The organism is Streptomyces sp. NPDC030183 (genome assembly GCF_055573455.1).
This window is the reverse complement of sequence record NZ_JBVIBK010000017.1, coordinates 103,046-126,453: the sequence shown is the minus strand read 5'-3', so window position 1 is coordinate 126,453 and position 23,408 is coordinate 103,046. Positions and strand designations below refer to the sequence as shown.

Annotated in this window: 30 protein-coding genes and 2 pseudogenes; 14 read left to right on the top strand and 18 right to left on the bottom strand. The window is 70.7% G+C overall.

From position 1 onward, the window contains the following. Nucleotides 1-62: 62 nt before the first annotated feature. Nucleotides 63-2,060, bottom strand: coding sequence for a M20/M25/M40 family metallo-hydrolase (locus ACZ4Z2_RS21630; RefSeq protein ID WP_468078251.1), 1,998 nt, complete (start codon nucleotides 2,058-2,060; stop codon nucleotides 63-65). A gap of 248 nt (nucleotides 2,061-2,308) precedes the next feature. Here ACZ4Z2_RS21630 and ACZ4Z2_RS21625 point away from each other — a divergent pair, with 248 nt between their 5' ends. Then, complete coding sequence (locus ACZ4Z2_RS21625) at nucleotides 2,309-2,503, top strand: GNAT family N-acetyltransferase (RefSeq protein ID WP_468078250.1); 195 nt, start codon at nucleotides 2,309-2,311, stop codon at nucleotides 2,501-2,503. A 178-nt stretch (nucleotides 2,504-2,681) separates the two neighbouring features. Here ACZ4Z2_RS21625 and ACZ4Z2_RS21620 read toward each other — a convergent pair whose 3' ends face one another. The 3 genes and pseudogenes from ACZ4Z2_RS21620 to ACZ4Z2_RS21610 form a co-directional block, all read right to left on the bottom strand. Further along, the gene (locus ACZ4Z2_RS21620; protein ID WP_468078249.1) at nucleotides 2,682-3,599 is read right to left on the bottom strand and encodes a hypothetical protein; all 918 of its coding nucleotides are present in this window, start codon (nucleotides 3,597-3,599) and stop codon (nucleotides 2,682-2,684) included. Between the two features lie 74 nt (nucleotides 3,600-3,673). After that, entirely contained in the window at nucleotides 3,674-3,931 is a 258-nt protein-coding gene (locus ACZ4Z2_RS21615; protein ID WP_468078248.1) for a DUF397 domain-containing protein, read from the bottom strand. 85 nt (nucleotides 3,932-4,016) lie between these two features. After that, nucleotides 4,017-4,697 (bottom strand): annotated as a pseudogene (locus tag ACZ4Z2_RS21610) (helix-turn-helix domain-containing protein); the annotation flags it as partial. Nucleotides 4,698-4,880: 183 nt separating this feature from the next. Between ACZ4Z2_RS21610 and ACZ4Z2_RS21605 the strand changes: the two are divergent. Together ACZ4Z2_RS21605 and ACZ4Z2_RS21600 are read left to right on the top strand one after the other, a co-directional pair. After that, a complete protein-coding gene (locus tag ACZ4Z2_RS21605) occupies nucleotides 4,881-5,090 on the top strand; it encodes a hypothetical protein (RefSeq protein WP_055540979.1) in 210 nt (69 codons plus the stop codon). Nucleotides 5,091-5,092: 2 nt separating this feature from the next. Continuing rightward, complete coding sequence (locus ACZ4Z2_RS21600; RefSeq protein ID WP_468078247.1) at nucleotides 5,093-5,536, top strand: DUF7848 domain-containing protein; 444 nt, start codon at nucleotides 5,093-5,095, stop codon at nucleotides 5,534-5,536. Nucleotides 5,537-5,543: 7 nt separating this feature from the next. On the opposite strand, the gene ACZ4Z2_RS21595 is transcribed toward ACZ4Z2_RS21600, so the two are convergent. After that, nucleotides 5,544-5,918 carry a GntR family transcriptional regulator gene (locus tag ACZ4Z2_RS21595; protein WP_468078246.1) on the bottom strand — a complete coding sequence of 125 codons (375 nt, stop codon included), beginning with the start codon at nucleotides 5,916-5,918 and terminating at the stop codon, nucleotides 5,544-5,546. Next, complete coding sequence (locus ACZ4Z2_RS21590; RefSeq protein WP_468078245.1) at nucleotides 5,915-6,784, bottom strand: hypothetical protein; 870 nt, start codon at nucleotides 6,782-6,784, stop codon at nucleotides 5,915-5,917. The genes ACZ4Z2_RS21595 and ACZ4Z2_RS21590 overlap by 4 nt, the downstream gene beginning before the upstream one ends. A 145-nt stretch (nucleotides 6,785-6,929) precedes the next feature. Here ACZ4Z2_RS21590 and ACZ4Z2_RS21585 point away from each other — a divergent pair, with 145 nt between their 5' ends. Together ACZ4Z2_RS21585 and ACZ4Z2_RS21580 are read left to right on the top strand one after the other, a co-directional pair. Further along, nucleotides 6,930-7,568 carry a glyoxalase gene (locus ACZ4Z2_RS21585; protein ID WP_468078244.1) on the top strand — a complete coding sequence of 213 codons (639 nt, stop codon included), beginning with the start codon at nucleotides 6,930-6,932 and terminating at the stop codon, nucleotides 7,566-7,568. Nucleotides 7,569-7,645: 77 nt separating this feature from the next. Further along, on the top strand, nucleotides 7,646-8,134 hold the full coding sequence (locus ACZ4Z2_RS21580) for an iron chaperone (protein ID WP_468078243.1): 489 nt from the start codon (nucleotides 7,646-7,648) through the stop codon (nucleotides 8,132-8,134). Between the two features lie 4 nt (nucleotides 8,135-8,138). Here the strand turns inward: ACZ4Z2_RS21580 and ACZ4Z2_RS21575 are convergent, their stop codons facing one another. The 11 genes and pseudogenes from ACZ4Z2_RS21575 to ACZ4Z2_RS21525 form a co-directional block, all read right to left on the bottom strand. Continuing rightward, nucleotides 8,139-9,113: an isopenicillin N synthase family dioxygenase gene (locus tag ACZ4Z2_RS21575; protein ID WP_468078242.1), complete on the bottom strand. Its 975-nt coding sequence runs from the start codon at nucleotides 9,111-9,113 to the stop codon at nucleotides 8,139-8,141. Between the two features lie 91 nt (nucleotides 9,114-9,204). Continuing rightward, entirely contained in the window at nucleotides 9,205-9,618 is a 414-nt protein-coding gene (locus tag ACZ4Z2_RS21570) for a gas vesicle protein K (protein ID WP_468078241.1), read from the bottom strand. Nucleotides 9,619-9,787: 169 nt separating this feature from the next. Further along, a pseudogene (locus ACZ4Z2_RS21565) lies at nucleotides 9,788-10,024 on the bottom strand (gas vesicle protein); the annotation flags it as partial. Next, a complete protein-coding gene (locus tag ACZ4Z2_RS21560; RefSeq protein ID WP_468078240.1) occupies nucleotides 10,021-10,590 on the bottom strand; it encodes a gas vesicle protein in 570 nt (189 codons plus the stop codon). The gene ACZ4Z2_RS21560 and the pseudogene ACZ4Z2_RS21565, both read right to left, overlap by 4 nt. Further along, nucleotides 10,587-11,990 (bottom strand): SRPBCC family protein, encoded by a 1,404-nt coding sequence (locus ACZ4Z2_RS21555; RefSeq protein WP_468078239.1) that lies wholly within the window; start codon nucleotides 11,988-11,990, stop codon nucleotides 10,587-10,589. Before ACZ4Z2_RS21555 ends, ACZ4Z2_RS21560 begins: the two co-directional genes overlap by 4 nt. After that, the gene (locus tag ACZ4Z2_RS21550; protein ID WP_468078238.1) at nucleotides 11,983-12,591 is read right to left on the bottom strand and encodes an ABC transporter substrate-binding protein; all 609 of its coding nucleotides are present in this window, start codon (nucleotides 12,589-12,591) and stop codon (nucleotides 11,983-11,985) included. The genes ACZ4Z2_RS21555 and ACZ4Z2_RS21550 overlap by 8 nt, the downstream gene beginning before the upstream one ends. 31 nt (nucleotides 12,592-12,622) lie before the next feature. Further along, the gene (locus ACZ4Z2_RS21545; protein WP_468078237.1) at nucleotides 12,623-12,886 is read right to left on the bottom strand and encodes a gas vesicle protein GvpG; all 264 of its coding nucleotides are present in this window, start codon (nucleotides 12,884-12,886) and stop codon (nucleotides 12,623-12,625) included. Nucleotides 12,887-12,926: 40 nt separating this feature from the next. Continuing rightward, a complete protein-coding gene (locus tag ACZ4Z2_RS21540) occupies nucleotides 12,927-13,640 on the bottom strand; it encodes a GvpL/GvpF family gas vesicle protein (protein WP_468078236.1) in 714 nt (237 codons plus the stop codon). Nucleotides 13,641-13,649: 9 nt separating this feature from the next. Beyond that, entirely contained in the window at nucleotides 13,650-14,102 is a 453-nt protein-coding gene (locus tag ACZ4Z2_RS21535; protein ID WP_468078320.1) for a gas vesicle structural protein GvpA, read from the bottom strand. A gap of 54 nt (nucleotides 14,103-14,156) precedes the next feature. Further along, complete coding sequence (gene gvpO, locus ACZ4Z2_RS21530) at nucleotides 14,157-14,492, bottom strand: gas vesicle protein GvpO (protein ID WP_468078235.1); 336 nt, start codon at nucleotides 14,490-14,492, stop codon at nucleotides 14,157-14,159. Between the two features lie 159 nt (nucleotides 14,493-14,651). Continuing rightward, nucleotides 14,652-15,047 (bottom strand): PLD nuclease N-terminal domain-containing protein, encoded by a 396-nt coding sequence (locus ACZ4Z2_RS21525; protein ID WP_468078234.1) that lies wholly within the window; start codon nucleotides 15,045-15,047, stop codon nucleotides 14,652-14,654. Between the two features lie 153 nt (nucleotides 15,048-15,200). Between ACZ4Z2_RS21525 and ACZ4Z2_RS21520 the strand changes: the two genes are divergently transcribed. The 3 genes from ACZ4Z2_RS21520 to ACZ4Z2_RS21510 all read left to right on the top strand — a co-directional run bounded on the left by ACZ4Z2_RS21520 (nucleotide 15,201) and on the right by ACZ4Z2_RS21510 (nucleotide 18,186). Next, complete coding sequence (locus ACZ4Z2_RS21520; protein WP_468078233.1) at nucleotides 15,201-16,658, top strand: menaquinone biosynthesis decarboxylase; 1,458 nt, start codon at nucleotides 15,201-15,203, stop codon at nucleotides 16,656-16,658. Beyond that, complete coding sequence (gene mqnP / locus ACZ4Z2_RS21515; protein ID WP_468078232.1) at nucleotides 16,655-17,557, top strand: menaquinone biosynthesis prenyltransferase MqnP; 903 nt, start codon at nucleotides 16,655-16,657, stop codon at nucleotides 17,555-17,557. The genes ACZ4Z2_RS21520 and mqnP overlap by 4 nt, the downstream gene beginning before the upstream one ends. 197 nt (nucleotides 17,558-17,754) lie before the next feature. After that, complete coding sequence (locus ACZ4Z2_RS21510; protein ID WP_468078231.1) at nucleotides 17,755-18,186, top strand: Uma2 family endonuclease; 432 nt, start codon at nucleotides 17,755-17,757, stop codon at nucleotides 18,184-18,186. Here the strand turns inward: ACZ4Z2_RS21510 and ACZ4Z2_RS21505 are convergent. Beyond that, a complete protein-coding gene (locus ACZ4Z2_RS21505) occupies nucleotides 18,176-18,799 on the bottom strand; it encodes a rhomboid family intramembrane serine protease (protein WP_468078230.1) in 624 nt (207 codons plus the stop codon). The genes ACZ4Z2_RS21510 and ACZ4Z2_RS21505 overlap by 11 nt on opposite strands. Before the next feature lie 90 nt (nucleotides 18,800-18,889). On the opposite strand from ACZ4Z2_RS21505, the gene ACZ4Z2_RS21500 reads away from it, so the two are divergent. The 6 genes from ACZ4Z2_RS21500 (at nucleotide 18,890) to ACZ4Z2_RS21475 (ending at nucleotide 23,399) form a co-directional block, all read left to right on the top strand. Beyond that, a complete protein-coding gene (locus ACZ4Z2_RS21500) occupies nucleotides 18,890-19,606 on the top strand; it encodes a UbiX family flavin prenyltransferase (protein WP_468078229.1) in 717 nt (238 codons plus the stop codon). Between the two features lie 88 nt (nucleotides 19,607-19,694). Next, a complete protein-coding gene (locus ACZ4Z2_RS21495; protein ID WP_468078228.1) occupies nucleotides 19,695-20,150 on the top strand; it encodes an Lrp/AsnC family transcriptional regulator in 456 nt (151 codons plus the stop codon). Nucleotides 20,151-20,209: 59 nt separating this feature from the next. Beyond that, entirely contained in the window at nucleotides 20,210-21,373 is a 1,164-nt protein-coding gene (mqnE, locus tag ACZ4Z2_RS21490; protein ID WP_468078227.1) for an aminofutalosine synthase MqnE, read from the top strand. 257 nt (nucleotides 21,374-21,630) lie between these two features. Beyond that, entirely contained in the window at nucleotides 21,631-22,155 is a 525-nt protein-coding gene (locus tag ACZ4Z2_RS21485) for a GNAT family N-acetyltransferase (RefSeq protein ID WP_468078226.1), read from the top strand. A 134-nt stretch (nucleotides 22,156-22,289) separates the two neighbouring features. Then, nucleotides 22,290-22,673, top strand: a complete 384-nt coding sequence (locus tag ACZ4Z2_RS21480) for a DUF4229 domain-containing protein (RefSeq protein WP_468078225.1) — start codon at nucleotides 22,290-22,292, stop codon at nucleotides 22,671-22,673. 69 nt (nucleotides 22,674-22,742) lie between these two features. Beyond that, the gene (locus ACZ4Z2_RS21475) at nucleotides 22,743-23,399 is read left to right on the top strand and encodes a TetR/AcrR family transcriptional regulator (protein ID WP_468078224.1); all 657 of its coding nucleotides are present in this window, start codon (nucleotides 22,743-22,745) and stop codon (nucleotides 23,397-23,399) included. Nucleotides 23,400-23,408: the final 9 nt, after the last annotated feature.

Below are 23,408 nucleotides of genomic sequence, written 5' to 3'. Positions count from 1 at the left end.
TCTTCGGCTCTGGTGCGCTCTTCGGCTTGGCTCCCTTGTGGTCTCTTCGGCGCTTCTGTGGTTCACAGGCCCGCGAGGGTGAGGGCGGTCGCTATGACGGAGCGGGCGACCGTGGCCGCGAACTCCGGGCTGTGATCCTGGTCGAGGAGGGTGTCTCCGGGCGTGTGATACTGCCGGGTGCCCGTACCGGGCCCGCCGTCCGGAGCGAAGATGTCTTCGGAGACGGCTATGGCCGCCCACCCCCGCTCGTGGAAGCTGGCGTGGTCGCTCCGTCCGATCGCCGGGTCGGAGGGGCCCGTGAGGTGTTGGACCGTCACCGCCGGGTCGATGGCGGGGATGGTGTCCGCGACGAGGGCGCCCAGCGTGTCGGACGCGCCGGCGACCGGACCCGGCACTGAGGAACCAGCGTGGATCTCGACGGTGGGTGTCCTGCCCTGCTGACGCCCCGCGATCATGTCCATCTGGAAGACACCGGTGATGCGGTCGTCGGCCGCGGCGGCGGCCCGGGCGTAGAACTTGCTGCCGACCAAGCCCTGTTCCTCGGCGTTGAAGAGCACGAAGCGCACGTTCCGGGTCGGCGTCCTGCCCTCCGCCAGCACGTGGTGCAGGCACTCGGCCGCAGCCAGGACGGCGGCAGTCCCGCTGCCGTCGTCGTCGGCGCCCGGTGCGGGGTCCACAGTGGGGTCGTAGGGGCGCGGGGCGCCGTTCTCGTCGACGAATTCACCGCTCGAGGCAGTGGAGTCCAGATGCGCGGTGACGAGGACCGTGGAGTTGGCACCCGCCACACGGTGCTCGGCCTCCACGTTGAACAACCGGCGTCCACGCCACCGGAACTGGTGCAGTCGTACGTCCAGGCCGAGGTTCTGGAAGCGATCCGCGCACGCCTCGACAACTCGGGGGTTGTCCGCGGCGGACGCGTCACGGCTGCACACCAGCGGCGCCTCGCCGTCTCCGAGCGGTTCGACACCGGAGAGGCGCGCGACATGGCCGCGCAGTACCCCGGGGGTCACGGCCGCCCGTACCGCGGCGATCGTCTCCGGGGAGGGGCGGCCGTCGCCGGCCGCCGACACAGCCGGCCCCGGCGCCGCAGGAACTTCCGTAGCGCCTTCCACGCCTTCCGCAGGGCCTGCGGCGAGTTCTTGTGCCCATGCCTCGCCGGGGCGGGAGAGGAGCGCCGGGTCCGGAAGCAGTCGCTCGGTGTGGCCGGGCTTCGCGCCCGGCGGGTGGACGTCCTCGATCGGGGCGCCGACGGGTGCGGCGACGTAGACGCCGCCCGGCGCGGGGCCCAGCGGGAGGAGCGGTGGGGCCGTGACGCCGGCGAGTTCGCCGGCTACGGCGCCGAAAGCGGACGTGGCGCGCGTCGTCGCCCTGTCCGAGGCGTCCGCGAAGCCCTGGGCGGGGGTGAGAGGGCGGTCGTCGCGGATCAGGAAGGCCGCCGTGTCCTCCACCGGCCCCCGCAGGTCGACCGTGAACCCCGCCTGTTCGAGCGCCGCAGCGCCGCGCATGCTCGCCATGGCCAGTACGAGCCGCACGGAGGCGATATGCACGGGAACGACCTCGGTCCGGTTCGCGACCATCTCCAGTGCGGGCAGGCCCCGGTCCTCGGGCAACCCGATCCGCGCCCAGAAGACGGGACGGTTCTCCAGAGCGGCGGCGGTGAACACGGGGTGGGCCGCCGTACGCAGCCCGGCCTGCCGGGCGAACGCGCGCTCCTGGTTGTCCTCGCCCACGAAGACGCACTCGCCGGACGCGGAGGACGGGTTCCCCTCGCCCGCCGTGCCGACGACCGCTTCCTCGAAGATCTCCCGGCTGTTCTTGGGGCCCCAATGGATGAGCGCGTCGTCGGTGAACCGGCCGGGGAACGCCTCCCGCAGAGCCGACGCGGCCCGCTCCGCGGCGCCTTCACTCGAACCCGGATTGGAGATGACGCCCTTGCGTACGTCGAGGAAGGCGTCGAGCACGGCAAGGACGCGGGGCCGGGGCAGCAACGTCAGCGAACCGTCCGCCTCCTCCCGCGCATCCGCCAGGGTCGCTCCTATGTCGAAGAAGAGAACGGGCATTTCAATGCCTCCGAGAGGAACCGGGAGTCGGCACGTGGCCGAGTGAACGTCCCGGGCGGCAACGGCCGGCCGCGAGAGCGGTTGGCGCGGCGCGAGACCTCGGACGGCTCCGCGCCGGCCGGCCACTGCCACACACTCCCCTCCGGGAACGGGCTGCCGACCACTCCATCGTGCGCCTTCGGTTGCGTGCCTGCATCCGGGATGCAGGCGAATGCCGTTCAACTTGGCACAGTTGAATGAGGTACGGAGTGAGCGACCTCCCTCATGTGTTCCAGGATGGTGGGATGGTCACGCTTGGGACTCCCCGTTTGATCCTGCGCCGCTGGCGCGAGGAAGACATCGCGCCCATGGTTGCCGTCAATTCCGACCCCGAGGTCGTGCGGTGGATTCGTGACGGCGGCGTCCTCGACGAACAGCAGACTCGCGGCCGGGTTCAGGCATAAGACCCCGGGCTTTTCCGATCAGGCACACCTCACCCGTGCCGCCCGGGACTTCACCCGGCGTACGCCTTCGTCCGTGCGGGGCGCCGCACCATCCGGTCTCCACGACGACTGGATGCGGCCGCCCCACACGCTTCGAGACGTCCAGTGAGTCGGTGCACGCCCTACGCGCCCGGCGGCCTCACTGCGGCAGCGACACCAGCAGCGCCCGCGACGACGGCGCCCGCCCCGGCACCCAGTCGTTCGTTCGCGTCGCGTGCCGCAGCGCCGGGTGGTCCCGGCCCCGCAATCCCGCATAGAACACCGCCCGGTCGGCTATCCCGGCCGCCCGGTCCCGCAGCACCGACTCCATCACCCTCAGCCCCGCCGTCTCCTGCACGTTGTCTATGAGGATCACCGGCCGCCCGCCCCCGGTCCCCGCGTCCCCCAGGTCCGCCAGCAACGCCCGTACGAGATGCCGCTCGGCGTGGGCCCGCGCGTCCCCGCCCGCCCGGAAGTGCCGGGACAACAGGACCAGCCCCAGCTTCGGACTGCCCGCCGCGTACGGATAGTCCCGGTACCAGACCGCCCCTCTCCGCAACCGCCGGTACGACGACGACACCCCCTCGGTGAACGCCTCCAACGCCGCCTCGACGATCGCCTCCACCACCGGCCCCGTCCCCGACACGGACGACACCAGCCGTGCGACCACCTTGCCCGTCCACCGGCCCGCCGGTCTCCCCAGCACACCACCGCCCGTGCCGCTCAGCAGCAGTGCCCGCTCGGCCTCCTCCCGCAGCCTCGGCACCTCACGGTCGCTCCATCCACCGGCCGCGACGGCGAGCAGACCGCACGCCAGCCGGGGGAACGCGACGCGCCCCGCCCCGGCCACCGGTGCGGCGAGCTGCTCCGCGATCGTCGACAGCGCCTCGTAGACGGGCGACCACGACTCCGCCGGGCGGCCCGGCGGAGGCCGCTCGAACCGTGTCTCCTCGCCGTCCATCAACGCGACGGGGGTACGCCCCGCGTACGCGTCCCGCAGCTCCCGCAGCGCCGTGCTCTTGCCCGGGCCCCGGGCATCGGCCAGCACCACGAACGGCTCTTCCTTCGCGTGGGTCATAGAAGCTGTGGGTATCAACAGCTGTGGCGCGAGGGGGAGTTGTTTCGGACTCGGGCGCAGATTGTTCGTTCGTATTACGAGAATGTCGGAACGGCGTCCACGAAGTGCTGCCAGGCGGACCGGTTGATGATCAGCACGGGTCCGTCAGGGTTCTTGCTGTCGCGGACGGGGACGAGGTCGGGGATACCGGGGGCGATTTCGATGCAGTTGCCGCCGTTGTCGCCGCTGTGGCTGCTCTTGATCCAGGTAGCCATTTCCAGGCAGTCGCCGCCGTCGTTGCCGCTGTAGCTGCTCTTGATCCAGATCGCCGCGCTCAGCTCGTAGCCGTCCATGACGCTCGTACCCCTCCATCACGTCGCTGATCAGAGCGGCGGAATCGCGGGCTGACGGGATGTCGGCCCTGAGCACATCATAGGTCTGGCTATAACGAGCGTAAGTCGTCGGCTCGTTGTTGAAGTGGCTCCGGTCCAGCGACTCCGAGTAGACCCAGCGCTCATCGGGCAGCTCGATCAGCGACATGGACTGTCTGGGGCGGACGACTCCGAAATGGTCGGCGGGGGCCACTTGGATACGGATATTGGGGCGCTGCCCCACGTTCAGCAGGTGCGCGCACTGATCGCGCATGATCTCCGGGCTCCCCACCCCGTGCCGGAGGCAACTCTCATCCAGAACCGCAACGTACAGCGGGCCGTCGTCGGCCAGGAAGCGCGGTTGTCGGCTCATGCGCGCCCGGACGCGCTCCTCGACCTCATCCCCGGTCCAAGTCCGGGAGAAGAGCGCGCGGGCGTAACCCGGTGTCTGCAACAGGCCCGGAATCACCTGCTCCTGGTACTCCCGCAACCCGACCGCCACCGCCTCCATCTCCACCCGGCGCTCGAACCAATCCGGATGCTGGACGGCGGGATACCAGTCGATCTTGCCCCACATCCGGGTCAACACCCCACCCGCGTCCAGCACTTCATCGCACCGCTTCGCGAACTGGTCGCTCGGGACCCTCGTGCCCGCCTCGATCTTCGCCACCTGCGACCGGTCGCACGGGATCTCCCTCGCCAGCGCCTCCTGCGTCAGCAGCGCCGCCTCGCGGTAGTGCCGGAGCACCTCGCCGAACAGCGCCGCGCTCCCAGCGCCGCCCGCCCCGTCCGCGTTCCGCCTCGTCACCCGCGTCCCCCTCGTGCTCCAGCGTGGCAAAGGCCCAGTGCCACACGTCCCGCGTTGATTGCCACCGTTCCCCTCGGCGACGCTGTGTACACCCAGAGTTACTGGCAGGGCTGTGGAGTGCACGTGGAACCAGAGGGACAGCTTGTCTACGACCCGATGACGCGGCGGGTCGGCGAGTACCGGGACAAGGTCGGCCCGTACGCGCTGTTGCGACCGGTCGGCGGCGGCCGGGAGTGGGAGGCGGACCCGGCGGCCTTGCGGCCGGCGACGCAGGCGGAGCGGATCGGCGCGCAGGTACGCGCGGCGAACCGGCGTACGAAGAGGAGGGTGTGAGGGTGCGTCGCAGTGACGAGGGCGAGCCGGGCCGCCCACCCGTTCCGGTCCCCGGTTGCGCGGCGTGCGCGGAGCTGGCGGCACGGCGGGACGAGGCCCGGGCCCGGTACGACGGGAGCGCGGAGACGGACGCGAACGTCATGCTCCGGCACCATCAGCGGCGCGACCACGGCGGAGCCGCCCGTACCCGACGGGTCTTCCGGTACGTGCCCTACGTCATCGCGCAGGACCCGACGGCGGAGCCGGAGTACGAGGCGCGGTGCGTGTCGGGCGACGAGACGGAGTGCGGCGCGGCGTCGGGTGTGCGGAGCGGCCCGGCGGACGTGGAGGAGTGGCTGCGCGGGCACACGCAGGAGACCGGGCATCTGCGCTACCGCCGTACCTTCGGCGACTACGCGGTGTTCGAGGCGCAGGAGGACGTGCCCCACGAGGGGACGACCTCCTGACGTGCCGTCATGCCAGCGCTTCGCGTACGGCGGTCAGGATGTCCTCCGTCTCCGCGCCCAGCGCCCGCGCGGCCGACGTGAAGTCCCGGGCCAGCGTGGTGAGGTGGTCGGCGTCGTGGGTGCGCGGTCCGGCGGGGAGTGCGGCGACCCGGGTGCCCGCGCCCCGGCGGGTGCGGATCAGCGCGGCGGCCTCCAGCTCGCGGTAGGCGCGGGCGACCGTGCCGGGTGCGAGGCCGAGGTCGGTGGCGAGCTGGCGTACGGTCGGCAGCCGCTCGCCCTCGGTCAGCCGGCCGGTGCGGATCAGCGCGGCCAGCTGGGCGCGGATCTGCTCGTACGGCGGCACCTGGCTGGTGGTGTCGACGCGGACGGCGGGGTCGGTCATCGGCGGAGCGCCCCTTCGGCGGCGGGTCCGGCGTCCAGGGCGACCTCGTCGTCGAGGGCCGTACCGCCGTCGCGTCCCGCCCTGTCGTCGAAGGGCCGTTCGTCCTCGACCGCCCTCGGGGCCACCACGGTGACCAGGGACCAGACGAGGGTGAACAGGTTCAGCAGGGCCAGCGGGTAGAACACCCAGAACGTGAGCGCGCCCACCACCCCGGCGCAGCCCGTCTCGGTCAGCGCGACGGAGATCATCAGCACGGCGTACAGCTGCTGGCTCGACACCAGCAGGCCCCACGCCCCGGTCACCGCCCACGCGCGGTCGCGGCGCTGCTGGTCCCCGCCCGGCCCATGAGCGATGCGGCGCAGCGCCCAGGCGCAGGTGGGGGTGGCTATGGCGAGCGCGCCGAACATGGGGAGGCTGTAGTAGAGGCCGGGCCACGGGCCGAGGTTCGCGCGCATCCCGTTGCAGGTGATGTGGACGACCTTCCCCGTGCTGAGGGCGCGGTCGGGATCGACGGAGGCGGTGGCGGCGGTGATCACCAGCAGGGCCACCAACGAGACCCCCTGGAGGGCGATCAGGGGGCCCATGCGCGGTGGCACATGGTCTCTGACCAGGCGCGGGGCGAGGCTCGCGGTCCGTACCGCCTCCTGCGGGCGCAGGGTCAGGGCGTCGGCGAGCAGGACGCCGGCCACCGCGCACAGGCCGAAGGCCGTGATGCAGAACACCACGCGCTGCTCGAACTCCACGTCTCCGTCTCCCAGCGTCGAGACCGCCTGCGCCACGACCACGCCGACGGCCAGCCCCGACCAGCGGGCGACATGATCGGCGTGTTCGAGCAGCCGGTAGGGGAGCGGGGCGCTGTCGAGCATGTGGAGATCCCCCCGGATCATCTTGTACCAAGTGGTGGATACAAGATGGCCCTGCCCGCGCCTTGTGTCAAACGCCCGCTCTCTCGGCAGGACCGGTCAGGAATCGAGAAGCCACGGCCACCGCCCGGCCCCTAGCGTGGTGGTCATGGCAACCACCGCTTCCACCGCAGCCCGCACGTCCCTCGCCTCCCTCACCCTCGAGGTCGCCGACCTCGACGCCGCCCGCCGCTTCTACTCCGCCTTCGGGGTGGACGCGTACGTACGCCTGCGGGCGTCCGAGGCGCCCTCCACCGGATTCCGCGGCTTCACCGTGGCGCTCACGGTGTCCGGGCCGGCCACCGTCGACGGCTTCGTCGCCGCCGCCGTGGACGCGGGCGCCACGGTGCTGAAGCCTGCCGCGAAGTCGCTGTGGGGCTACGGCGGCGTCGTCCAGGCCCCGGACGGGACGATCTGGAAGATCGCCACCTCGGCGAAGAAGGACACCGGCCCGGCCACCCGAGAGATCGACGAGGTCGTCCTCCTGCTCGGCGTCGAGGACGTGAAGGCCACCAGGCAGTTCTACGTCGACCGGGGCCTGACGGTGTCCAAGAGCTTCGGCGGCAAGTACGCCGAGTTCGCCTCCGGCGGGTCCAGCCCCGTCAAGCTGGCGCTGTACAAGCGCCGCGGCCTGGCCAAGGACCTCGGCGTCCCCGCCGATGGCGCCGGCTCGCACCGCGTCGTCCTCGGCGGCACCGCCGACGCCTTCACCGACCCGGACGGCTTCGCCTGGGAGACCGCCGCGTAGTCCGCCCCCGCGCCGTCCTTCCTGACTCCCCGCCCCGCACGCCGGCCTGTCCCACCCCGCACGAGAGGAAACCCGCCATGCCCTCCACGAAGTCGTCCTCCGAGAACCCCGGCACGACCACCGACGAGAAGTACAGCGGATTCACCGCCGAGGAGCGGGCCGCGATGAAGGAGCACGCGCAGGAGCAGAAGAAGGCGGCGGCGCGGCGCGGTACGTCCCGGGCGGAGAAGGAGGCGGCGGCGGAACGGGACGTGCTCGCGAAGATCGCCGAGATGCCCGAGGCGGACCGGGGCCTCGCCGAGCGGATCCACGCGATCGTCAAGGCCGCCGCTCCGGAACTCGCGCCGAAGCTCTGGTACGGGATGCCCGCGTACGCCAGGGACGGCAAGGTCGTCTGCCACTTCCAGAGCGCGGAGAAGTTCAAGACGCGGTACGCCACGCTCGGCTTCAGCGACCAGGCGGCACTCGACGACGGCACGATGTGGCCGACCGCCTACGCCCTGAAGGAGCTGACCCCGGCCGACGAACAGGTCATCAGTGCCCTCGTCAAGAAGGCGGTGGGCTGAGGCGTCAGCCCACGGTGATCGCGTCGAGCTTCTCCCGCAGGTAGACGTGCGAGTCGACCGGCGGGTACGCGACCCGGCCGACCGGGGCGGGCACCGACTCGACGACCGTGCCCGGTGTGCACTCGCCGAAGTAGACCAGCGACATCAGTTCCTCGGCGGGCTCGTCGGCCGGCGGCGGCAGCACGCGGTGCCGTCCGGAGCGCCACCGGTCGCCGGTCCAACGGGCCATCAGATCACCGATGTTGATGGTGAAGGCCGCCGGGTCGTACGGCGCGTCCTCCCAGCCGCCCTCGTCCGTGTACACCTGGAGCCCGCCCTTGCCGGCCTGCCGGTCGAGGATCGTGACCGTGCCGAAGTCGGTGTGCGGGCCGATCCGGAACTGGCCGGGAGCGGGGTCGCCCAGGACGTCCCGGCCCGGGTACCAGTTGATGTTGAAACCGTAGGTCGGGTGGCTCATGTGCCGGGCGAAGAAGTCCCGTTCGAGGCCGAGCGCGTCGCCGAGCAGGGTCAGCAGCTGCCGCTCCAGTTCGCCCATCCGCGCCAGGTACTCCTCGCAGAGCGGCCGCAGCTCCGGCACCTCCGCCGGCCAGACGTTCGGCTGGTACCACTCCGCGTTGACCACCGGGTCCTCGAACGGCTCGTGCGTCGCGAACGTCAGCGACTCCTTCAGGTCCGGCGGGGTCTCGGTCCCCTCCGCGTAGCCGTTCGCCTCGGCGCCCGGCCCCAGCCACCCCCGCCCGCCGACCTTCACCTCGTACACCCTCTTGCGTTCCGGGGGCAGCGCGAAGAAGGCCCGCGCCGCCTCCCGGACACGCGTCCGAAGCGCCGGGTCCACCCCGTGCCCGGTCACCAGGAGGAACCCGGCGGTCTGGAGCGCCTCGTCGACGGTCCGCGCGATACGGGCCCGGTCCCGCTCGTCCCCGTCGAACCAGGGGGTCAGATCGATGGTCGGGACGCGGGTCGTCTCTTCGTCAGCCATGGCCTCACTCTGCCCGGGAAACGGCGGGCCCACGTGTGCGGCGGAAGATCATCAGGGGATCAGGGGATCAGGGGATCAGGGGATCAGGGGATCAGGGGGGCGGGAGGAGGGTTCCCAGGGGGCCGAGGTCGAGGTTGAGGTCGTCGAGGGTGAGGCCGTAACGGTCGCAGAGTTCGTTCATGCGGTCGTGCAGGACCATCAGGGTCATGCCGAGGCGTTCCTCCTGCTCCTCGGTCAGCCCGCCCGCGTCGACCCGGTGGAGTGCCTGGCGCTCCATCAGCTGGCGCAGCAACTCGACGATGGTGAGCACCAGTTTGACGAGGTCCCGCTCCACCGTGTCCGGGTCGGTCCGCAGCCGGTGCGCGACCGCCCCGCCGCGGGAGAGCGGTGGCGGGGCGATCTCGTCCGGCCGCGCGGGAAGCAGCGAGAACGCGCGCCGCGCGGCCTCCGCCACCTCCCGGAGCCGGTCGATGGGCGGCCCTTCAGAGGGCGTCGGCGCTGCCATGGCCGCGCCCTTCGGTGTACGCCGGGCCTGTGTGCGCAGGGTCCACGTGCGCCGGGCCTGTGTGTGGTGGTTCCATGTGCGCCGAGTCCGTGTGGGCCAGGTCCGTGTGGCGGTCCGTATGGGCCGGGTCCGTGTGGGCCAGGTCCGTATGGGCCGGGTTCGCTTGCGTGCCGGGCGGCAGGATCGGGGCCCACTGCTCCTCCATCTGCTCCCGGACGGCGACGATCACCGCACGCAGCGAGATCCGCACCAGGTCGATGTCGGCGATGCTCAGCACGAGGTCGCCGGTCAGCACGACGCCACCGCTCAGCAACCGGTCGAGCAGATCGATCAGTGCGACCTGGCGCCCGCTGAGGGGGCGGTCGTACTCGTCGTCGTACGCGGCGGGCGCGTCGTACCCGCTCATCGGTGCCGGTCCTCGTCCCGCTCGTCGTCGTCCTTCGGCGGCGCGGCGGACGCCTTGCGCCGCTTCGGGCGCGGCTCGTCCCCGCCGCGCTCCTTGCGGGGGGCGGCGCGGGCCTTGCGCTCGGGGTCGGGAGCGGGGGCGCGACGGCGTTCGGACAGGTCGTCGACGCGACGGCGCTCCGGCGAGTCGCTCGGGGACAGCTCCGCCGGGGACTCCGCGAGGCGGCCGCGGAGTTCCCTGATCTCCTCGCGGAGGCGTTCGTTCTGCTCCTCCAGGGAGCGGCTGCCGTCGGAGCGGGACGCGCGCGACGAGAGGGCGGGGTCGTGCTCCCACCAGTCGATGCCGATCTCCTTGGCCTTGTCGACCGACGCCACCAGCAGCCGCAACTTGATGGTGAGCAGCTCGATGTCGAGGAGGTTCACCTTGATGTCGCCGACGATGACGATGCCCTTGTCGAGGACCCGTTCCAGGATGTCGGCGAGGTTCGCGCTGGAACCCTGGCCGCCGCCGTAGGGGGTGAAGGCCCGCGACGGGGTCTGTGCGGGGGGATCGGCGGGCCCGCTCACGACTCGCTCGACCTCGCTTCCTCTACCGGCTCCTCGTCCTCGTCTTCCTCGTCCTCGCCTTCTTCGTCCTCCTCGCCGTCCTGCTCGTCTTCTTGGTCGGCTACGTCGTCGTCTTCCTCGTCTTCGTCGCCTTCGGCTTCGGAGTCGTCCTCGGCGTCCGCGTCGTCTTCGTACTCGTCATCCGCCTCCTCGTCCCGCTCGTCGTCCTCGTCCCGCTCGTCGTCGTGCTGGTCGTCCGGCTCGTCGTCCCTGTCCTCGTTGTCCCTGTCTTCGTCGTCTTCCTCTTCCTCTTCCTCGTCCTCCTCGTCGCGCGCCTCCGTGTCCTGGTCGTCGTCCTCGTCCTCGTCCTCGTCGTCCTCGTCCTCGCGGTCCTGGGGCTCCTGCTCGTCCTCGGGGCTCTCGTCCTCCGTGTCGGTGTCCGTGTCGGTGTCGGTGTCCGTGTCGGTGTCGGTGTCGTCGGCGCCGGTGGCTTCGGTGTCCTTGGTTTCCTCGGTGTCGCCCGTGTCCTCGGAGTCGCCCGTGTCCTCGGTGTCCTCCCTCTCCGCGGCCGCTTCGTGAGTTTCGGTGACCTCGCCGTCGTGGATCTCGCCGCGCCAGCCGCCGGTGGCCTCGCCGCGCATCGTCACGAACGTGCGGAAGAGCTTGAGGTCCAGGCGGGCGCGGCGGCCCTGGGCCCGGAACAGCCCGCCGGTCTTCTCGAACAGCCCTTTGGGGGAGTACTCGATGATCAGCAGCACCTTGGTGAGGTTCTCGCCGAGCGGGTGGAAGGTGACGACGCCCTTGGTGGTGGCCTTCTCACCCTCCGACGTCCAGGCGATGCGCTGGTCGGGCACCTGTTCCGTGATGTTGCCGCGCCAGCGCCGCTTCGACTTGGCGACCTTCACCTGCCACTGGGTCGTCGCGTCGTCCTGCTGGTCGACGGAGACCACACCCTTGGCGAAGCGGCTGAACTCCTGGAACTGGGTCCACTGGTCGTACGCCTCGCGCACGGGCACGCCCACGTCGATGTCCTCGATGATGGTGTGCCCCCGGCCGGTGCCGCCCTCGGGCTGCCTCCCGTGTTTCTTGCCGGCGGCGGAGTCCTTCGCCTTCCCCGCCGCGTCCTTGGCCTTCCCGGCCACGTCCATGGCCTTGCCGCCGGCGCCCTTCGCCTTCTCCAGCAGGGCGCCCTTGGCGTGGGACGCGCCCGAGGCCAGGCCGCCCGTCAGGCTGCCCTCGCCGATCCGGCGGGCTCCCTCGCCGAGCTTGTGGCCCGCGCCTTCGAGCATCACGCCCAGCCGGGCCTCGACGTACTCCTGCAGCTCCTCCTTCAGCCGGGCCGTGCCGGGGTTGTGCAGTGCCTCGTCACGTACCTTGCTGAGGGTGCCGGCACCGCCCCTCGCTCCGTTGCCCTCAGCCATCGTCCTGCCTCCTCGACCTGGAGGTGCCGCCGCTCTTGGTGCGGCCGGCGGAAGCGGTCTGCTTGGCGGTCTGCTTCTTCGCGCGTGACGCCGGACTCCGGCGCTGCGACCCGCCCCGGCTCTTCTTCGACTCCGGCTCCTTCTGCTCCTCCTGTTCCTCCGGCTCCTTCTGGTCCTCCTGTTCCTCGCCCTCGTCCGGCTCCTCGTCCTGCTGGTCGTCCGGCCCCTCGGGCTCGTCCTGCTGCTCGTCGGGCTCGTCCTGCTGCTCGTCCGGCTCGTCCTGCTGGGCGTCGGGCTCACCGCCGCCCGCCTGGGCCCGTTCGCGGAGCCCCTCGGTGCGGTGGTGGAGGGCATCGGCCAGGCTGTCGGCCTTCGCCGTCAGCACGGAAGTCGCCGCCGCCTTGCTCGCGTCCGTCAGTTCGGTACGCACCTGCTCGGTGATGTTGCTGAGGAACGGGGAGTCCAGCAGATGCCCGAGCTGCCCAGGCCTGGCCTTCGAACCGGCCAGCAGAGCCCCCGCGCTGAGCGCGAGCTTCCCCTTCTTCGTCCGGCCAAGGAGGTAACCCCCCAGGACGGCCGCGCCGATCGTCGCGTTCTTCATGATCTTGTCTTCTTTCCGTAGGCCGCGCACGTCACGGTCCGGGCCCCGCGCCCTGCTGGGCCCGGTAGGCGCTGATCTCCTGCAACCGGCGGAGCAACTCGTCCTCGCGCCGCGTGGCCTCCTCCTCGTCGATGCGTCCCTCCGTCCGCGCGCGCTCCAGGTTCACCAGCTCCTCCTGGATCGGCGCCGGGTCGTAGTACTGGTCCTCGGCGGTCTGCCGCACCTTGTCCAGCACCCAGCCGATGCCGCGCACAGGGGCGAACGGCAGTGTCACGATGCTCCCCACCAGTCCCACGTCCTCGCCTCCTCACGACGCAGGTACGAAGCTGCCGCGGTCAGACGAAGCTGTACGGCGGCAGAGGGCCGCGCAGGCGGAGTTCGGCACCCTCGCCCAGGCGCTCGGCCAGTTCCCCGCCGGCGCGGCTGAACTCCTCGGACCGGGCGTCCTCCACCAGGAAGGACGCGTTCACGAAGTACTGCTGGGACGGCGGGGCGATCTGCTCGGAGACGACGAACGGACGCAGGGCGGCGAGGACTTCCTCCGCGAGCGCCGCGTTCCGGGCCTGCACCTCCTGGGCCACGAGCTCGCCGAGGGCCAGCCGGTCCTCGTACGTCCCGCCGCCGTCGCGGATCGCCGCGTTGAGCCGCCGGGCCTCCTCGGAGTCGGTGAGGATCGCGCGCAGCAGGGCGTCCTCGTCCGCGACGCCCTTCACGTTGAACTCGGCCGTCCCCGTCAGCTCGTCCAGCCGCTGGGAGAATGCCTCGGCCCGCTCGTCCAGCAGGGCCCGCACGGAGTCCTCGTCCGGGGCGACGAACCCGAAGCTCAGCGGCAGGATGGCCCCGTCGGCCCAGAGGTTCTCCTGGACCTCGTGGTGCGCCTCCAGGTCGCGGCGGGCGACCGAGAGATCCGCCGGGGCCTCGCTGACGACGGCGCTCAGGGCGCCGCTGCTGACCGCGTGCAGGTCGCCGCCGTCCTCTCCGACGCCATGGACGTCGTCGAGGTCCAGCGGATGCTCCGCCTTGGTGATCGCGTAGACGTACACGGACATCGGCTCGCCTCACTCCTCGTCGTGCTTGGAGGAGCGGCGGCTCGCGCCGCGCTCGGAACGGACGCGCTGCCTCTCGCGTCCGGACTCGTCGTCGTCCCCGCGTCCCTTCCCCAGGGACTCGGTGACCGCCTGGACCGCGCCGCTCAGCGCCCCCTTGCTCTTGCCGCGGGCGCCCGCCTCGGTGGCGTCGCCGACCATGTCCGTGAGCTGGGCGGGGGCCTTGCGGCCCGATTCCAGGTCCAGCCGGTTGCACGCCTCCGCGAAACGCAGATACGTGTCGACGCTGGCCACGACCACTCGGGCGTCGATCTTGAGTATCTCGATGCCGACCAGGGAGACCCGTGCGAACGCGTCGATGACCAGGCCCCTGTCCAGGACCAGTTCCAGCACGTCGTAGAGGTTTCCCGAGCCGCCACCCCCGCCTCCGCGGGCGGCGAGGGCGCCACCCTCGCCCTGCGGCATCACAGTCACGATGTTGTCCCTTCCGGGCAGGGGGGACCTACGGCGGCGGTCGCGTCAGCGGCCGCCGGACCGGTCGATCTGCGCGCGGGTGTACCGGCGTCCGCGCTCGTACGCCAGCAACCTTCCCGCGGGGTCCAGGACCACCTGGTACGTCGCCATCACACTGCTCGTCTGCGGGACGCGCTCCAGTTCCTCGACCTCGACCTCGGCCTCCCAGCCCTCTTCGGTCGGTTTCAGCGCGGAAACGGACTCCGGAACGCGTCCCAGCACCTCGGCGAGCTGCTCGAGCGCGCTCCGAATGGCCTCGGGCGCGGAGAGTCGCTCCTCGGCGCGGTCTTGCCGCTGCGAGGAACGGCGCTTCTCCGAGTCATGGCCGTTCGTGGCTCTCACCTTCTCTCTCTTATCTCGCCGTGTGCCCCGAAAAGTACATATGACACTTTTGAGGTGATTAGGCCGAAAAATCATGATGCTTGACCGCGTGGAGGGTGGGCCGGGCAGGGGAACGGGCCTGCGGCCCGACAGTGCCCCCCGAGTCAGAAGGCGCCTGGTCTACTCCTCGCCGTCCTTCTCCCGCTTCTCCCTCTCCTGCCGCTTCAGTTCCTCCTCGCGGCGCCGCAGGTCCGCCTCCCAGCTCTTGAGGAGCGACTCGTCCTTCTTGTTCTCCTCGGAGAGCGACTTCAGGAACTCGGGGTTGTCGTCGGGGGCGACATACTCCACGCGGTGGTTGCGGTGCCACTCGGAGGGCGTGCGCCCGTTCGCGGGGACGTGGCGCAGCTTGCCCGCGGCCAGCCACGCGATCGGGCCGACGATCCAGAAGAGCAGGATGATGAACACCCAGGCGATCTTGGGCAGGTGCTTCGCCTCGTCCTCGGGGGTGTTGAGGCAGTCGATGAACGCGTAGATGGTCAGCGCCAGCGGCACGAGGTACATCAACACCCTGAGCATGGAACGCCCCCTGGAAAGCGGTGGTGGGCCCGTCCGCCGGACCCCGTACTGACGGGCGGCCCGTGCGGCGCCGACCCTGTGCGACGGAAAGCCATGACCTTACGCCGGGCCCCGTGACGGGGTCAGGGTAGCCCCTCGGGGATACTGGACCGCATGGCTTACGACGATCTTCGCTCCCTGCTCCGCGCCCTGGAGCGCGAGGGCGATCTCAAGCGGATCAAGGCCGAGGTCGACCCGTATCTGGAGGTCGGGGAGATCGTCGACCGGGTCAACAAGTCCGGCGGTCCCGCCCTCCTCTTCGAGAACGTCCGCGGGTCGAGCATGCCGCTCGCGATGAACGTCTTCGGGACCGACCGCCGCCTGCTGAAGGCCCTCGGCCTGAAGTCGTACGGCGAGATCAGCGAGAAGATCGGCGGGCTGCTCAAGCCGGAACTTCCGCAGGGCTTCGTGGGCGTGCGCGAGGCGTTCGGGAAGCTGGGCGCGATGGTGCACGTTCCGCCGAAGAAGGTGAAGGCGGACAGCGCCCCCGTGCAGGAGGTCGTCCTCCAGGGCGACGACGTGGACCTGGACCAGCTGCCCGCGCTGTTCACCTGGCCCAAGGACGGCGGCTCCTTCTTCAACCTCGGGCTCACCCACACCAAGCACCCCGAGACCGGCGTCCGCAACCTCGGCCTGTACCGCCTCCAGCGCCATGACAAGCGCACCATCGGCATGCACTGGCAGATCCACAAGGACAGCCGCAACCACTACCAGGTGGCCGCCAAGCGCGGTGAGCGACTGCCGGTCGCCATCGCCTTCGGCTGCCCGCCCGCCGTGACCTACGCCTCCACCGCGCCGCTGCCCGGCGACATCGACGAGTACCTGTTCGCCGGGTTCGTCGCGGGCAAGCGCATCGAGATGGTCGACTGCAAGACGGTGCCGCTCCAGGTGCCGGCCAACGCCGAGGTCGTCATCGAGGGCTGGCTGGAGCCCGGCGAGATGCTCCCCGAGGGCCCCTTCGGCGACCACACCGGCTTCTACACCCCGCAGGAGCCGTTCCCCGCGCTGCGGATCGACTGCGTGACGATGCGGAAGCGCCCGTTGCTCCAGTCGATCGTCGTCGGCCGCCCCCCGACGGAGGACGGCCCGCTGGGCCGCGCGACGGAACGCTTCTTCCTCCCCCTCCTCAAGATCATCGTCCCGGACATCGTGGACTACCACCTCCCCGAGGCGGGCGGCTTCCACAACTGCGCGATCGTCTCGATCGAGAAGAAGTACCCGAAGCACGCGCAGAAGGTCATGCACGCGATCTGGGGCGCCCACATGATGTCCCTGACGAAGTTGATCGTGGTCGTGGACTCCGACTGCGACGTCCACGACCTCCACGAGGTCGCCTGGCGCGCCCTCGGCAACACGGACTACGCCCGCGACCTCACCGTCGTCGAGGGCCCGGTCGACCACCTCGACCACGCCTCCTACCAGCAGTTCTGGGGCGGCAAGGCCGGTATCGACGCGACGAAGAAGTGGATCGAGGAGGGCTACACCCGGGACGGGGGCTGGCCCGACATGGTCGAGTCGGACCCGGCCACGGCCGCGCTCGTCGACCGGCGCTGGAAGGAGTACGGCCTGTGACCAGCGCCTCCGCCGCGATCCCCCAGCCGGGCCGCACCAAGGCGTTCCTGCGCCTGGTGATGATCGAGCACTCGGTCTTCGCGCTGCCCTTCGCGTACATCGCCGCGCTCACCGCCATGTTCCAGCTGGACGGCAACATCCACTGGGTACGGCTGCTGCTGGTCACCGTCTGCATGGTCGGACTGCGCACGTTCGCGATGGCGGTCAACCGGATCATCGACCGCGAGATCGACGCGCGGAACCCGCGTACCGCGCACCGCGAGCTGGTGACCGGCGCGATGTCCGTGAAGCACGCCTGGACCGGCGCCCTGATCGCCCTGGTGGTCTTCCTGGGCGCGGCGGCGCTGCTGAACCCGCTCTGCCTGGCGCTGGCCCCCGTCGCGGTGATCCCGATGGTGGTCTACCCCTACGGCAAACGCTTCACGAACTACCCCCAGGCCATCCTGGGCCTCGCCCAGGCGATGGGCCCGGTCGGCGGCTGGCTCGCGGTCACCGGCGAGTGGTCCTGGGACGCGGTGATCCTCGGCCTGGCCGTCGGCATCTGGATCGGCGGCTTCGACCTCATCTACGCCTGCCAGGACGTCGACTCCGACCGCGAGACCGGCGTCCTGTCGGTCCCGGCCCGCTTCGGCATCCCGGCGGCGGTGTGGGCGGCACGGGTGTGCCACGCGCTGACGACCGCCCTGTTCATCTGGTACGCCGTGGTGACGGACGCGGGCGCGTTCCTGTGGCTGGGCCTCGCGATCGTCGCGGGCGCCTTCGTCTACGAGCACACGATCGTGCGCCCGCACGACCTGTCGCGGCTCAACCGCGCGTTCTTCTCCGTCAACGGCTTCATCGGCATCGCCCTGTTCGTGTGCGCGCTGCTGGATCTTCTGGTGAGGGGTCTGACTCCCTGAATACGGTCTGAACACGGTGCGGCCCAACACCGAGAACAGAGACCCAGGGAGGCCGGCGTGACCGTCTCGGGCACCGACCGCCCGCGCTCGCAGCTCAGCCGGTTCGAGGACATGTTCCCCGGCTATCACATGGAGATCGTCGAGGGCAGCGTCATGCTGCATCCGGTCAGCCGCACCACGCGGCAACCATCCGACGGGTGTGGAACACCGTGCGGGAGCAGGCGGCCGAGGAGTGGGGCTTCACCAGCGATGTCGCCTTCCCCTTCGACGACGAGAACGAGTTCTGCCCGGACCTGGCCATCATTCCGGCGGTGGAGGTCGAGAAGAACGAGGCAGCGTACTCACCCGACCACATCGAGGTCGTTGTCGAGGTCGTGTCCCAGGGCAGCATCCGACGCGACTACGAACTCAAGCCACGCTGGTACGCCTCTCGCGGCATCGCCAACTACCTGATCCTCGACCCGCTCAAGGGCCACTGCGTCACGATGTGGAACCCCTGCCCCGACGGTTACCGGGGTCGCGACACCATCCCCTACGGCCCCGACCTCACCGTCGACTCGCCGCTGGGCAAACTCACGATCGCCACCGGCCGCCTCCCCGTGGACCCGAAGGCACGCCCTACACGGTGAGCGCCCCGCGGGGGCGACGGCGCCGGAACAGGAACGCCGCCACCACCCCCGTCACCAACCCGATCAGATGGCCCTGCCAGCTGATCCCGGTCGCGGTGGGGGCGATACCGCCGAGGATCGCGCCGCCCCAGATCGCCGCGACCAGCACCCCCACCCCGACCCCCAGCAGCCGGCGCTCGACGAACCCGCTGACGACGAGGAAGCCGAAGAGGCCGAAGACGACACCCGAGGCACCCGCCGTGTTGGTGTGGTCCGGGGATATCAGCCACACGCCCAGACCGTCGGCCACGATGATCAGCGCGCAGACCGCGGCGAAGCGGCGGATCCCGCCCAGCGCCGCGAGGAAGCCGAGCACCAGCAGCGGCACGCTGTTCGCCGCGACATGGCCGAAGCCGAAGTGGAGGAACGACGCGGGCACCACGTCGACCAGCTCGGGCACCGACCGCGGCATGATGCCGAAGTCGTCCAGCGCGTGCCCGCTCGCCACGTCGATCACTTCGAGGATCCACAGCAGGGCCACCCAGCCCGCCATCAGCTTGGCGGCGGCCTTCGCGCGGTCCCCGCGCGACCACTCCCGATCAGGGCTCAGCGCCCCGCGCACTCCACCTGCCATGTCAACCCCCGAGTCAACTCGTCCCCTCAGTGGAACGGCCGTGCCCCCTTGACCGGTTCCCGCCCCACGCCGCCGGATAGGCTCGGTGTCGTGAACCAAGTCAAGCCAGGAGAGACGGCGCGTACGCCTTGGATCGTAGGGGTCTCCGGCGCATCCGGCACCCCATACGCCGCCGCCGTGCTGCGTGCGCTCCTCGCCGCGGGGGAGAGCGTCGACCTCGTGGTGTCCCGGGCCTCGCGGCTGACCCTGCTGGACGAGACGGGCATCGCGTTCCGGGACGCGCACTGGCGTGACGACCTGCGGGAATGGCTGGCGCGCGGCGCCGACGGCAAGCCCGGCACGTTCCCGGTGGACGTCGAAGGCGACCGGGTACGGCACTGGAGCGCCGGCGATCTGGCCGCCGGACCGTCCTCGGGCTCGTACCCCGTCAAGGGCATGCTGATCGTCCCCGCGTCGACGGCGTGCGTCGCGGGCGTGGCCCTGGGGCTCAGCAAGGACCTGCTGCAACGGGCGGCGAGCGTCACCCTGAAGGAACGGCGGCGCCTCGTCGTCGCCGTACGGGAGACGCCGTTGAACGGGCAGACCCTGCGGCACCTGGTGACCCTGGACGAGGCGGGCGCGACCGTACTGCCCGCCTCCCCGGCCTTCTACGCGGGGGCCACGCACATCCAGGACCTGGTGGACTTCGTGGCCGGGCGGGTGCTGGACGCGGCGGGTGTCCCGCACACCCTCTACCGGCGCTGGGAGGGCGAGATCGGCGGGGCCCGCCCCTCCGGCACGAGCGACACCACCCCCGGGGGCACCTGAGCGGCCTCCGCTCACCCCGCACCTACGCGCACCACTCATCACCGAGCAACTCTTCAGTGCAACTCTTCAGCGGAAGGCAACCGATCGCATGGACGCGGTGGACAGGCAGCTCATCCAGGCCCTGAGGGAGAACGGCCGGGCCTCCTACGCGGAGCTGGGGCGCCTCGTCGGCCTGTCGGGACCCAGTGTCACCGACCGCATCAACCGGCTGGAGGCCGCCGGTGTCATCACCGGCTATCGCGCCACCGTCAACGCGGCCTCCCTCGGCCTCGGCGTGATCGCGCTCATCGGGATCTCGCTCTCCGACGCCGCCGACCACGAGGACGTGGCGAACCGGCTCCGCGACCTCGACGAGATCGAGGACTGCTGGTTCATCGCCGGCGACGACTCCTTCATGCTCAAGGTGCGCGCCACCGACGTCGACGGCCTGGAGAAGACGATCCGCCGGCTGTCCGGCACCAAGGGCGTCTCCCGGACCCGGACGACGATCGTGCTCTCCACGAAGTGGGAGAACAGGGTGGGTGAGCTGCCCGAGGAGCAGTAGACCCCGGGGAGTACGGTGGCTGGGTTGTCATCGAGGCAGGACTGAGGGAAGGCGGAGGCATGGACGTCGGGCTCAAGCGCGAGCTGGAGGAGAAGGTCCGCTCCGGTGAGCGGCTGACCCGTGAGGACGGCATCGCGCTGTACGAGTCGGACGACCTGGCCTGGCTGGGCGGGCTCGCGCACGAGGTGCGGACGCGGAAGAACGGCGACGTCGTCCACTTCAACGTCAACCGTCACCTCAACATGACCAATGTGTGCACGGCCTCCTGCGCCTACTGCTCCTTCCAGCGCAAGCCGGGGGAGAAGGACGCGTACACGATGCGCATCGAGGAGGCCGTCAAGCTCGCCAAGGCGATGGAGAGCGAGAACCTCACCGAGCTGCACATCGTCAACGGCCTGCACCCGAACCTGCCGTGGCGCTACTACCCGCGCTCGCTGCGGGAGTTGAAGGCGGCCCTCCCGAACGTCTCGCTGAAGGCGTTCACCGCCACGGAGATCCACCACTTCGAGACGATCAGCGGGCTGTCGGCGTCGGAGATCCTCGACGAGCTGATCGACGCGGGTCTGGAGTCCCTGACGGGCGGCGGCGCGGAGATCTTCGACTGGGAGGTCCGGCAGCACATCGTGGACCACCGCACCCACTGGGAGGACTGGTCGCGGATCCACCGCCTGGCGCACGAGAAGGGGCTGAAGACCCCGTGCACCATGCTCTACGGCCACATCGAGGAACCCCGGCACCGGGTGGACCACGTCCTGCGGCTGCGGGAGCTCCAGGACGAGACCGGCGGCTTCCAGGTCTTCATCCCGCTGCGCTACCAGCACGACTTCGTGGACATGAAGGACGGCAAGGTGCGCAACCGCCTCCAGGCGCGGACGCGGATGGCGACGGGCGCGGAGTCGCTGAAGACCTTCGCGGTGTCGCGGCTGCTGTTCGACAACGTCCCGCACGTGAAGGTCTTCTGGGTGATGCACGGCGTCCAGACCGCGCAGCTCGCGCTCCAGCACGGCGCCGACGACATGGACGGCTCGGTCGTCGAGTACAAGATCACGCACGACGCGGACAACTACGGCACGCCGAACAAGCTGACGCGTGAGGATCTGCTGGACCTCATCCGTGACGCCGGGTTCCGGCCGGTGGAGCGGAACACGCGGTACGAGGTCATCCGGGAGTACGAGGGGGCGGATCCGTCGCGGCGGGAGGCTCCTCAGCCGATGCGGGTCTGACGGTGCCGGGCGCCTGGTGGCTCGGGGGTGCGGGTTTCGTTGGCGGGTGCGGGTGGTGTGTGGTTTCTCGCGCAGTTCCGCGCGCCCCTGAAAAGCGACCGGGGCTGCGCCCCCGTGCTTTTCAGGGGGAGGGCGGGCCGCAGGCCCGTCCCTCCAGGGGCGCGGGGAACTGCGCGAGAAACCCCCCGCCCACCCGCACGTGTCCACTGTCCGAATCCGTTTGACGCGCCGCCGCGCGTAATGGCTAATCTCAACCAATGACCCTTACCTTCCAGCTCGACCCTCCCCTCACCCCCGACCTCCGCGACGGCATCCTCGGTCTCTGGGCGGACGTCTCCAACGCCGGTGGTGCCGTCGGGTTCGTGCCGCCGGTGTCGCCGGAGGCGATACGGCCGGAGCTGGTGAAGCACATGGTCGGCATGGCGGAGGGCCGCCAGCGGCTGCTCGTCGGGTTCGACGCGGCCGGCGCGCCCGCGGCCACCGCGTTCTTCAGCTTCAACACGCACCGCCTGATGACGCACTGGGTCTGGCTCTACACGGTGATGGTGCACCCCGCCCACCAGGGCAAGGGCTACGGCCGCGCCCTCATGAGGGCGGCCGAGGAGGCGGCCCGCGGCTTCGAGGGCGTCGACGCCGTCCGCCTCACCTGCCGCGGCGGCCTCGGCCTGGAGCACTTCTACGCCGCCTGCGGCTACAAGGAGGTCGGCCGCGTCCCCGGCGCCATCCGGGTCGCCCCCGACGACCACCGCGACGACATCACGATGCTCCTGTCCCTGACCTGATCTGATCTGACCTGACCTGACCTGACCTGACCCGAGCCGCGCCCGCACCCCCGTGCAAGATCGCCCCCCGACCGTGCTTCACTGGACGGTGGCCTTTGGGAACGTCCGGAACGGAAACGGAAGAGTGGATTGAGATGCTCCGCTACACACTGATGCGCCTCGGGATCTTCGTGGGCTGCTTCGTGGTCGTCTGGGCCCTCGTCTACTCCGGCATCGCCCCCCGCGGTCTCGGCGCCTCCAACGGCATGTGGATGATCATGCTCGCCCTCGTCGTGTCCGCGCCGATCAGCTTCGTGGCCCTCCGCAAGGAGCGCGACCGGGCCTCCGCCCGGATCGCCCCGCGCCTCGACCGTTCCATCGACCGCGTCAAGTCCAACCTCGCCGCCAACCGCAGCCAGGAGGACGAGGCCGACGACGTGGCCCGCACCCAGGCCCCGGCCGACGAGGACGCCAAGGCTCCCGAAGAGGCCACGGCTTTGGAGGACACCAAGGCTTCCGAGGGCGTCAAGGCGTCGTAGGCGGCCGGGACGGCCCGTCGCGAAGACGGTCGGGATCTTTCCCGGCGGCAGAACCGTACGCTTGCCCGCATGGGTGCTGTGAAGAACAAACGGATGCCCCGGGCGGTACGGGAACAGCAGATGCTGGACGCGGCCGTGCGGACGTTCGGGCAGCGCGGCTACCGTGCCGCCTCCATGGACGAGATCGCCGAACTGGCGGGCGTGTCCAAGCCGTTGGTGTACCTGTACCTGAACTCCAAGGAAGACCTCTTCACCGCCTGCATCCGCCGTGAGGCCGAGGCGCTCACCACCGCCGTACGCGAGGGCGTCAACCCCCGGCTGCCCGCCGACCGGCAACTCTGGGAGGGGCTGGGGGCGTTCTTCACGCACACCGCGCGCAACCCGGACGCCTGGGCCGTCCTGCACCTCCAGGCCCGTACGCACGGCGAACCCTTCGCCGCCGAGGTCGCGGCGATGCGCGAGGAGATGGTGGCGTTCGTGACGGGGCTGATCCTGGCCGCCGCCCGTGAGGCCCGCCGCGACCCGTCCCTGCCCGAACGCGAGGTCGCCGGCCTCGCCGAGGCACTGGTCGGCGCCGCCGAGGCCCTCGCGGCCTGGGCCAACGCCACGCCCGGCCTCACGGCCCGGCAGGCCGCCGCCACGCTCATGAACTTCGCCTGGTCCGGCCTCGGCAACCTGATGGACGGCCGCCCCTGGACCCCACCGGCCGACATCACCACGCCGTAGGTTCGGCGA